Here is an 11,810-nt window from a genome sequence, read left to right as displayed (position 1 = left end):
TTAATAAAGGAGAAGTCACTTGAGAAAATTAATGAAAGATTTATCGCCAGGATTGAATAGTAACAAATATTTGGTTTGTGTTCCTTATGCTGGGGGCTATTCGAATTCTTTTTTACCTTTAAAGAATTATTTACCGAAAGATATAAAACTTATTTCATTTGATCCTCCAGGCCATGGTCCTAATCTTTCTCCACTAGTTGATAACATAGATGATCTTGTTAATTTATATTTAATGGAGATGCAACCAATTTTAGAGGGAGAGGTTACATTATTTGGCCATAGCATGGGAGGAATTATAGTTCACCGTATGGCTCAAATTTTAGAAAGTAAGGGCATAAATCCTAAAAATGTTATTATCTCTGCTATGAATCCACCGGAAATAAGAAGAAAAACAAATCATTTAGATGATAAAGACTTTATAGATTATATAAAGTCTTTGGGAGGATTACCGGATGAAGTATTACAACATCAGGAGCTTTTAAACTATATCCTTCCAGTTATTCGATCAGACTTTCGTGCCATTGAGAATTATATAAATGATGACACAACATTGTTGAAAGCGCCTCTGTACATTATTAGTGGAACAACAGACTCCAATTATACAGTAAAAGGGGCTAAGAAGTGGGTAGGATGGGGCAATGAGGTTCATTTTCTAACAGTTAATGGTGGTCATATGTTTTTACTACATCAAGTTGACATCGTCGGCGAGTTAATTATGAAAATATTAGATAAGGTAAAATCTGTGAAGTAAAAAAATTAAGGGGATGTATCTGAGTAAGAGGAAAGTGCATTTCTATGCTTTATGTTGAAACTTCTATCGCTAAAGTAGCAATCCAATTGGTCGTCATTGGGAGTTTTATTACCGAGGAAGAAAACTCCCAATGACGAGTATGATTGTGCCCCCTCATGATAAAACGGATGGGTCTATGGGGAACATAACCACTAAATATGTAGTATTTAGTATCAATATCATAGAGAATGGTGGGAAGAAAAAATGCTTGATAAATTTACCCAGCAGGTTTTATTATCTAGTGAAAAATTTAAAAAAGAAAAAGAATATTGGTTAGACAAGTTATCAGGTGATGTTGAGTTAAGTAGATTTCCTTGTGATTGTCTGTCTTTAAGTAATATTCAGGCTTCTAAAGAAAGTTATTATTGTCAATTCCCATCGGATATTGCGAAGAGAGCTGTAGCAATTAGCAATAATTCTGATATGTTACTGTACACTATTTTATTATCAGGTGTGAAATATCTCTTAAGTAGATATACCGATAGGGATGATGTAGTAATTGGAATGCCAGTTTTTAAGCAAGGTCAAGAAGAGACGGTTTTTCAAAACAACTTTTTATTATTACGTACTCAAATAAATCAAGAAGATAATTTCAAAGAAATAATATATAAAATTAAAGAAACAATTTTAGAGTCAAATGAACATTGTCATTTTCCTTTTAATAAACTTACTCAATTATTAAGTCTAGATGGAGAGAGTAATAATCTTCCCGTATTAAATACAATAGTAATGTTAGATGATATTCATTGTTATGAGAGTACAGATAAAATAAACTCTGATATGGTTATTAGGTTTATGAAAAATGAAGATCAGTTAAAGGTTCAAGTGGATTACAATTCTACTTTATATAGTGAAGGATTAGTTAGTAGAATAGTTAATCATTTATATAATATTTTAGATATATTAATGAAAGATCCAAATAAATCTGCAATGGATATAGATGTAATGTCTAAAACAGAAAAGAATCAAATATTATATGATTTCAATCATACGACTAGAGTTCATAAAACATTACTTTGTGAGACTGTAACAGCTCCTCAATTATTTGAAGAGCAGGTAAAACAGAATCCTAATCAAATAGCGATTGTATGTAATGGAAAAGAAATTACATATAAGAAATTAAATATAAAAGCTAATCAGTTGGCGAGGAGGTTATTAGACCAAGGAGTTAAAAGAGAATCCATTGTTGGTGTGATGATGGAACGCTCTATTGAGATGATTGTAGGCATATTAGGTATCTTAAAAGCAGGTGGAGCGTATTTACCGATTGATACCGATTTACCAAAACAAAGAGTGGAATATATGCTGACAGACAGCGGGTGTTCACATGTACTAACATATCAAAACTCTATTATAAAGGGAGTAGCATTCCAAGGTAGTGTAATAAATCTAATGGATATTCCTTTTGAAGAAGAACAAGTAGAAGATTTGCAGATAACGATGGAACCTCAAAATTTGGCATATGTTATTTATACATCAGGTTCTACAGGCCAGCCCAAAGGGGTAATGATTGAACATCGTTCCTTAACTAATTTTTTGTGTGCAATGTATGAGGACTTCTCTCAAAATATAGGGATAACTGATAATGTTCTATTCTCAAGTAGTATTTCTTTTGATGTTACTATATTTGAAATATTTGTCCCATTGGTATATGGAGCAAGAATGACTATTTATCAAGGTGAGAAGTTTGATGTACCAAAACTTGTACAAGTCATTCTTGAGGAACAGGTCACGTTAGCATATGTTCCACCTACCTTATTAAATGAAATATATGATTATTTTGTAAGGGGGAATCAGAAGATATCGTTAAATAAACTTTTCGTGGGAGTAGAACCAATTAAAACAGAATTACTCGCAAAATACGATCATCTATTTAGGGGGAACCTCCAAATATTAAATTTATACGGACCTACAGAGGCTACAGTCTGTTGTACATCTTATCAATATGAGAGGGATAAAGAAATTACAACACAAAACGTACCAATAGGTTCGCCATTGTTAAATACTAAAATTTATATATTGGATTCATTTCACAGGCTACAACCTATAGGTGTTCCAGGAGAAATATGTATTTCCGGCATAGGGTTAGCTAGGGGATACATCAATCGAAAAGAATTAACAGCAGATAAATTTATTGATCATCCATTTGAACTTGGTGAAAAACTATATAAAACAGGAGATATAGCGAGATGGCTACCTGATGGTAACATAGAATACTTGGGACGAGTTGATCATCAAGTGAAAATAAGGGGATATCGAATAGAACTAGGTGAAATAGAAGCAAGTTTGTTAAAATATGAGACAATCAAAACCGCCGTAGTAATACAGCGAGAAGATGAAAGTGGAGAAAAGTATTTATGTGCGTATATAGTTACCGAAAAAGATATTTCTATTCCAGAGGTAAAAGCATATTTAGCAACAAAGTTACCATATTATATGATACCTCAACAGATCATACCCATTCAAAACATACCGTTAACACAAAACGGAAAAATAGATAGAAAAAAATTACCTCAACCTATTTATAATTTAAAATCTAGTCATATAGAGCCGACAAATTCTACAGAAAGAAAATTAGTTGAGATTTGGAAAGATGTTTTAGGAATTCAAAGGGTAGGAATACAGGATAACTTTTTTGAGATAGGTGGTCATTCATTAAAGGCTGCTAAGTTAATTTCTATTGTTAATAAAGAATTTGATGTGCAATTATCTATTAAAACCCTATTTAAATTTCCTGTTTTGATTGATTTTTCAAAATGTATATTAGAAATGGAAAAAAGTAATTATATTTCCATAGAACCTATAAAACAACAAGATTATTATTTAGCTTCTACGTCACAAAAGAGAATGTTTATAGTAGATCAATTCGAAGATGGTACAAATACAACTTATAATATGCCCACAATACTTAAAGTAGAAGGGGATATTTGTAAAGATAAGTTTGAAAATATATTTCAATCTTTAATGCAAAGACATGAAATATTAAGAACTTCTTTTCAAATTTTAGATGGAGAATTAGTGCAGAAAATTGAGCCTAATGTAGAATTCAATATTAAATACGTTCATGTAAATGAAAAAGATGCGGATTATTTAATACATGAGTTTATAAGTCCATTTGATTTATCAAAAGCTCCATTATTAAGGGTGTTGCTTTTAAGGATAGCAGAAGAAAGACATATCCTTGTAGTAGATATGCATCATATAATCTCTGATGGTTTATCAATGGGGATATTAATAAAAGAGTTTGTAGAATTGTATAAAGGAAATGAACTTCCAAAATTGAGAGTGCAGTACAAAGACTATGTGATGTGGCAAAATGGAACTTACTATAAGAATCTAATTAGTGAACAAAAGAATTATTGGTTAACAACTTTAAAAGGAGAACTCCCGGTTTTAAATTTTCCAACCGATTTTCAAAGACCGACTATACAAAGCTTTAAAGGTAATGTTTGTTCTTTTAATTTGGGAACAGATTTAACTTTTAAAGTAAATAAGCTAGCAACTGAAACTGGTACCACGCCATATATGATTTTATTGGCCATTTATAACATACTTTTATCTAGATACACAGGTCAAGAAGACATTATTGTAGGTTCGCCTATTGCTGGAAGGTCTCATTCTGATACTAATCATATGATTGGTATGTTTATTAATACTTTGGTAATGAGAAATTATCTAGAAAATGACGATGAGTTTATTGAGTTTTTGAGTAGATTAAAACTCAATACATTAGAAGCTTATGAAAATCAAGACTATCCTTTTGAAGAACTATTAGAAGGTTTAGACTTGCATAGGGATACAAGTAGAAATCCATTATTTGATACCATGTTTGTTTTTCAAAACATGGATATGAATCCAATATCTATTGGTGAATTAGAATTTACACCGTATCCGTTTAAGCAGTCAGTTTCAAAATTTGATTTGTCATTAGTAGCAACGGAAATAGATAATAACATTCATTTAAAAGTAGAATATAGTACTAAGTTATTTAAAGCGGAGACAATAGAAAGGTTAATGGTACATTTTACAAATATAGTTGAGGAAGTAACTAATAACCCTAGAGTACGATTGCGTAATATTAATATGTTATCTATAGAAGAAGAACATTGTATTATGAATGAATTTAACAAAAAAGAGAATTCAAATTCTAATCATTTATTAGTGCATAAAATGTTTGAAGAACAAGTAAAACGGAACCCTAATCAAATAGCCGTTGTATGTAATAAAAAAGGAATTACATATAATGAATTAAATATAAAAGCTAATCAGTTGGCGAGAAGGTTATTAGACCAAGGAGTTAAAAGAGAATCCATTGTTGGTGTGATGATGGAACGCTCCATCGAGATGGTTATAGGTATATTAGGTGTCTTAAAAGCAGGTGGGGCGTATTTACCAATTGATACCGACTTACCAAAACAAAGAGTGGAATATATGCTGACAGACAGTGGGTGTTCACATGTATTAGTACATCAAAACTCTATTATAAAGGAAATAGAATTCCAAGGTAATGTAATAGATCTAATGGATATGTCTTTTGAAGAAGAACCAGGAGAAGACATGCAAATGATGATAGAACCTCACAACTTAGCGTATGTTATTTATACATCAGGTTCTACAGGACAACCTAAAGGAGTAATGATTGAACATCGATCCTTGACTAATTTTTTATGTGCAATGTATGAAGATTTCTCTCAAGATATAGGGATAACTGATAACGTTCTATTCTCAAGTAGTATTTCTTTTGATGTTACTATTTTTGAGATATTTGTCCCATTGATATATGGCGCAAGAATGACTATTTATCAAGGTGAGAAGTTTGATGTATCAAAACTTGTACAAGTCATTCTTGAAGAACAGGTTACATTATCATATATTCCACCTACTTTATTAAATGAAATATATGATTATTTTGTTAGAGATAACCAGAAGATATTGTTAAATAAGCTACTTGTAGGAGTAGAACCAATTAAAACAGAATTACTCGCAAAATACGATCATCTATTTAGGGGAAACCTCCAAATATTAAATGGATACGGACCTACAGAGGCTACAGTCTGTTGTACAACTTATCGATATGAGAGTGATAAAGAAATTACAACACAAAACGTACCGATAGGTTCGCCATTGTTAAATACTAAAATTTATATATTGGATTCATTTCACAGGATACAACCTATAGGTGTTCCAGGAGAAATATGTATTTCTGGCATAGGGTTAGCTAGAGGATACATCAATCGAAAAGAATTAACAGCAGATAAATTTATTGATCATCCATTTGAACCTGGTGAGAAACTATATAAAACAGGAGATATAGCAAGGTGGCTACCTGATGGTAACATTGAATACTTGGGCCGAGTGGATCATCAAGTGAAAATAAGGGGCTATCGAATAGAACTAGGTGAGATAGAAGCGAGTTTGTTAAAATATGAGACAATCAAAACGGCCGTAGTAATAGATCAAGAAGATGAAGCTGGAGAAAAGTATTTATGTGCATACGTAGTTACCGAAAAAGATATTAGTATTCCAGAGGTAAGAGCATATTTGGCAACAAAGTTACCACATTATATGATACCTCAACAACTCATACCAATTCACAATATACCATTAACACAAAATGGGAAAATAGATAGAAGCAAGTTACCGAAGCTAAATACAATGAGCAATAGTAATTATGTACCACCAAGAAATGAAATAGATAGTAGTTTAATTGATATTTGGAGTAGTATATTAGGCGTAAATAATATTGGTATAAATGATAATTTCTTTGAATTAGGTGGTCATTCTCTTAAGGGATTAAAGTTATTCGAAAATATCAAGAGAATGTTTAATGTGCAGCTGCCATTAAGTTTATTATTTCAAAAGGCTACTATTGAACAATTAAGTGATGTAATAAGTAGGAATAAAGGAATAGACAGTGAGTGTTTAATTCCAATTCAAAATGGAACAAACAAGGATAGTCAATGGTTCATTGTTCATGGGCAAGGCGGGGGTATATTAAACTATTATGATTTGGCTAGAGAATTAGGAGAGGATAAGACTGTATATGGGTTACAATCTATAGGATATGATGATAGTAGATTTCCAAACTTATCTGTAGAGGAAATGGCGGTAAGATATATAGAAGAGATTAAACAAGTAAAAAAGGAAGGGCCATATACCTTATTAGGATGGTCTTTTGGAGGAATAGTTGCATTTGAAATGGCTAGAAAATTAGAAGAACTAGGTGATAAAGTTAGTTTTCTAGGTTTACTTGATGTTCATCCTATTGAACAAGGTAAGGAGATTCTTAGTTTAAATATTAAGAATGCATTTGAAGAATTGGAAAAATTCAATGATCAGTTAGGGATTGAGAAAAATAGTTTTGAGCAAATGAGTGAAGAACAATTAATAGAATCTTTACTGAAAAAATTTACATTGAATGAAAATAGTTGTCAGCAAAATTTTGAAGATCCAATGATGAATAAGTTAAAAGTAATGATAGCTAATAGATATGCATACCTAAAATATAATTGTAAACAAAAAATAAAAGCAGATATCTTTCTATTTAATGCATCTATTAATGACATTCACCCACTAGTAGATTATAACAGATGGAATGAATATACATCAGGGGAAGTATACGCTTTGCAAGTGCCAGGTTCCCATCTGAGTATGTTAGAGAAACCGCATATTCATGAATTGGTAAAGAGTATAAAAATGAATTTTAAACAAATGCTCTTATTAGCACATGTAAATAAGTGAAATATTATTTGAAATTGTACACTATTAGTTTTCTAAAAGTCTCATAAATTCATGTATAACATATTATGAGGCTTTTTTCTTTGAGCCTATTCAATAATAAACATAAAGAGGTTAGAAAATAAATGGGAATTATTCATTGTGAGTTTTTTGTATCTATATAAGGGATTAGGTGGTAAGGATATAATGAATATATATAAGGTACGTGTGCCAGGAAATATAGAACATGATATTATGCAGAAGCTTATACGTTTGGTCTCGAAAGAAAAGCAGATGAAAATACAGAAATATAAAAGAAAGCCCGATCAATATAGCGCCTTAATTGGAGACATTTTAATAAGATATTTAATTACTACAAACTTCTCAAAAGAAAATAAAGATATTAAATATGAATACAATGAGTACGGAAAGCCTTATGTTGATGAGTTAAATAATTTTCATTTTAATATATCACATTCCGAAAGTTGGGTTGTTGGAGCTATTCATGAGGAAGAAGTAGGAATAGATGTAGAAAAAGTCCGGCCCATAGATACTACAATGATTAAAAATATATTTACTGAGGAAGAATTTAATTATTTAAATTCATTAAATGTAGAACAACAATTAGATGTGTTTTATGAATTATGGACTATAAAAGAAAGCTTTGTTAAATGGATAGGGAAAGGACTAACTATACCTTTAAACTCTTTTGTTATTAATAAAAATACAATATTTTATGGTGACATGCTATCTAATGAGGTTTATTATAAAAAGTTTACTATTGGTAAAGATTATAAGCTTTCTTGTTGTGCTTCTTTAGATAGTTTTCCAGAATCAATAATTGAAATTGATTTTGTTGATTTGTGTTATTATTTTATCGAAAATAAAGACTTCTACTTAGTTTAAAATGGCTCGTGTTCCCATAGTTGAAGGAACTTTTTAGAAAATAAAATCAGAAAATTACATAAAATATTCGCAGGAATTTTAGGGTATTATAGAAAAGCGTCATTTAATTTTGAAATGACGCTTTTCATTTACTTATGTCGATTCACGAATAATTAAGGTTGCTGGATATTCGATAATTTTACGCTTAATAGATTCCTTTTCATTTATATATAGTAGTATCTCACTAACAGTTCGTTTACTTAGCTCAACGATTGGAATATCAATTGTACTAATTGTTGGAGTTGTAACTGTGCAAATTAATTGATTATCATAACCGCAAACGGCAAGGTCAGTAGGGATAGTATATCCTTTTAAAGAAGCACCTTTAATTACTCCAGCAGCAACTTGATCATTTCCAGTAAAGAGCGCAGTGGGTCTATTTTTTAATTTATCTAACCTCTCAAAGATTCGAATTCCATCTTTAATAGTAATTGCATCTCCAAATAACCAACTTTTTTTGTAAGATAATTGTTGTTCTTTTAATGCATGCAGATATCCTTGTTTGCGTTTTAATTGTGCTTGACTATTAAGGGAATCAAAACAAAAGCCAATCTTTTTGTGTCCTTTACTTATTAAATGTTTTACAGCTTTGTATCCGGCTTCAAATTCATCATAGCAAATTATCGGAATAGGTGCATTTTCCTCATATTCATTACAAAGTAATATTGGGCCATATGCTAAATAATGCTCTATATTTTCCCAATCATTTTCTAAGGATGCGAGAATTACACCATCTACCGCTTTATTCTTTAGTAATGAAAGTAATTCAAGCTCTATTTTTTTTTCATAAAAAGTCTGATAAATCAGTGATTTGTAATTGTGTTTTAGAAGTTCTTTAGAAATTTCTCTAGCTAATTTTCCGAAAAAAGGATGATCTATATTTGGAATCGATAGAGCGATGGTTTGTGTCTTATTCACCCTAAGATTTCTAGCGATAGAACTAGGAGTATAGTTTAATTCTTTCATTATTTGTATTATTTTCTCGCGTTTTTCTGGATTTACATAAGGATGATTATTTAAAACTCTTGAAACAGTAGCATTTGAAACATTGCATAATTTAGCTATTTCATTAATTGTTACCATAAAGAATCCCTCCGAAAAAAATGTTGACATGTAATCGATAACATAAAATATAGTCTACTCATGATTTTCAAAATAATTTCTTAGAGGTGATTTAACGTGAAAACTCTTACTACAATTTCTGGCCATAGCAAAGACAATTTAGCTTTATTAAAGTGCCTGCAGGGAGAAACGAAAGAGAAAGAATTTGAAATTAGTAATGTATTACCGAATCACAAAATGAAAGAGAAATTATTTAGAGAAAATAAATTGAAAATAGATATTGATATAGAAAAAGATATTTTCAATTATAGCAGAAAAAATATACAGAAAATATAATTTATGCCAGTTAATCGGCTGATTTCTCAAAGTGAAATTGACGGAATAATAGGAACTTTAAAAGAGGTTTTACCGACAGGTCAATTCACAAGTGGACCATTTTCTAAAAAATTAGAAGAAGTAATTGGGGACTATTTAAACAAGAAGTTTGTAATTGCAACAAGTAGTGGAACAGACGCACTTATGGTGTCTTTGTTATCTATTGGTATTCAGCCAGGCGATGAAGTGATTATTCCAGCTAATAGTTTTGCTGCTACTGAAAATGCAGTGTTAGCAATTGGAGCAAAACCTGTATTTGTAGATATTGATCACAAGAGTTATTGTATTGATCCACTTAAAATAGAAGAAGCAATAACCCAAAAAACAATATGGATTTTACCTGTTCATTTGTATGGTAAACAATGTGATATGAAAAGAATTCGTGAAATTGCAGATGTTTATCAGTTGAGAATTATTGAAGATGCATGTCAGGCTATTGGTTCCTCAAACCTTGGAGAATATGGAGATATTATTATTCTGAGTTTTAATCCATATAAAAACTTTGGTGTATGTGGTAAGGCGGGTGCAATAGTTACTAATAATGAAAATCTTGCAATTCGTTGTAATCAATATAGTTATCATGGATTTGAAGTTGATAAAAAAATAAAAAAGTATTAGATTTTGGCTTTAATTCTAAAATTGATAACCTTCAAGCAGCTATTGATTTAGAGAGAATTAAGTTCCTATCGTATAACAATTTAAAGAGAGTATCTTTGGCTCAACGATATATACGCAATTTAAAAGAATTAGAGGATAGAGAATTAATAAAGCTACCTAGGATGACAGAAGATAATGTTTGGCATCTTTTTCCGATTAGAATTATAAATGGAAGAAGAGATGAGGTGAAAAATAAATTGTACCAGTTGTATAACATTGAAACAGATATTTATTATCCAGTATTATCTCATAAACATAATACTAAGCTGGTAAAGAAAAATTATATACAGGATACTTTATTAAACACAGAGCAAGTTCATAAGGAAATATTACCTTTACCTTTACATCCAAACTTGTTGTTAGAGGAACAAAATTTTGTTTTGGAGGGATTAATTAATGTCAATAAGTAATGAAGTTTTAAAGTCTTTAGTTTTTGAAAGGTTACCACAGGTTAAAAATCCTAAATATATAGTGTTCTGTGATTTTGATGAAACTTATTATCCTCATAATATGGATAATTTTAGAAGAAGTAATTTGGAATTATTAGAAAAATACTTGTATGAACACGCAAGTAAAGGAGATTTGATCATTGGTTGGGTAACTGGAAGTAGTTTAGAATCAATTGTTGAGAAAATGAAAAAAGGTGGTATTAAATATTTCCCTCATTTTGTGGCGAGTGGATTAGGTACGGAAATAACGTACTTTGATAGTAATGGGACTACTATGGATGATCAAGTTTGGGAAGAGAGAATAGTAGAGGGAGGGTTTGATTCTGCGAAAATTAAAAGAATTATCGAATCACTTGAAACAAAATATGAAATTTTTTTAAGACCTCAGACACAATTAGGAAGTTCTAAGTACAAATTTAATTTTTATTATGAAGAGCAAAATGAAGCTATTGATTCAAAAAATTTAGAACAGATAGAAGAAATGGGGAAGTTATACAAAGTGGGGGTAAATATTAACAAATGTAATCCATTAGCTGGTGATCCAGAAAATTGCTATGATGTAGATTTTATTCCACTTGGAACAGGTAAAGATGAAATTGTGAAATTTATGTTAGATAAGTACAAACTAGATAAAGCAAATGCAATTGCTTTTGGAGATAGTGGAAATGATTTAAGGATGTTACAAGCTGTAAGACATGGTTACTTAGTAGAAAATGCAACGGAAGAGGCTAAACATACACACGCAATGCTAGCTCAAGATGAATACTCAATTGGAATTTTAAATACTCTAAAGCACATTATTAATTAAAGGGGAT

5 protein-coding genes and 1 pseudogene are annotated in these 11,810 nt (G+C 30.6%); 5 read left to right on the top strand and 1 reads right to left on the bottom strand.

The features are described from left to right. Positions 1-19 precede the first annotated feature (19 nt). From ACTFRH_RS21540 to ACTFRH_RS21530, 3 genes are all read left to right on the top strand, one after another. The gene (locus ACTFRH_RS21540) at positions 20-751 is read left to right on the top strand and encodes a thioesterase II family protein (protein WP_001228850.1); all 732 of its coding nucleotides are present in this window, start codon (positions 20-22) and stop codon (positions 749-751) included. 243 nt (positions 752-994) lie between these two features. Further along, a complete protein-coding gene (locus tag ACTFRH_RS21535) occupies positions 995-7,531 on the top strand; it encodes an amino acid adenylation domain-containing protein (protein ID WP_000884579.1) in 6,537 nt (2,178 codons plus the stop codon). A gap of 183 nt (positions 7,532-7,714) precedes the next feature. Further along, positions 7,715-8,413 carry a 4'-phosphopantetheinyl transferase family protein gene (locus tag ACTFRH_RS21530; RefSeq protein ID WP_001028930.1) on the top strand — a complete coding sequence of 233 codons (699 nt, stop codon included), beginning with the start codon at positions 7,715-7,717 and terminating at the stop codon, positions 8,411-8,413. 132 nt (positions 8,414-8,545) lie between these two features. On the opposite strand, the gene ACTFRH_RS21525 is transcribed toward ACTFRH_RS21530, so the two are convergent. Continuing rightward, positions 8,546-9,535, bottom strand: a complete 990-nt coding sequence (locus ACTFRH_RS21525) for a LacI family DNA-binding transcriptional regulator (RefSeq protein ID WP_000256369.1) — start codon at positions 9,533-9,535, stop codon at positions 8,546-8,548. A gap of 96 nt (positions 9,536-9,631) precedes the next feature. Between ACTFRH_RS21525 and ACTFRH_RS21520 the strand changes: the two are divergent. Both ACTFRH_RS21520 and ACTFRH_RS21515 read left to right on the top strand, forming a co-directional pair. Beyond that, positions 9,632-10,956, top strand: a pseudogene (locus ACTFRH_RS21520) (DegT/DnrJ/EryC1/StrS aminotransferase family protein). Continuing rightward, positions 10,943-11,803 (top strand): HAD-IIB family hydrolase, encoded by an 861-nt coding sequence (locus ACTFRH_RS21515; RefSeq protein WP_000028131.1) that lies wholly within the window; start codon positions 10,943-10,945, stop codon positions 11,801-11,803. Before ACTFRH_RS21520 ends, ACTFRH_RS21515 begins: the two are co-directional and overlap by 14 nt. The last annotated feature ends 7 nt before the right edge of the window (positions 11,804-11,810 follow it).

The organism is Bacillus cereus group sp. MYBK216-1 (genome assembly GCF_051916495.1).
Lineage (GTDB): Bacteria > Bacillota > Bacilli > Bacillales > Bacillaceae_G > Bacillus_A > Bacillus_A thuringiensis_K.
This window is presented reverse-complemented; position numbering and strand designations above follow the sequence as displayed.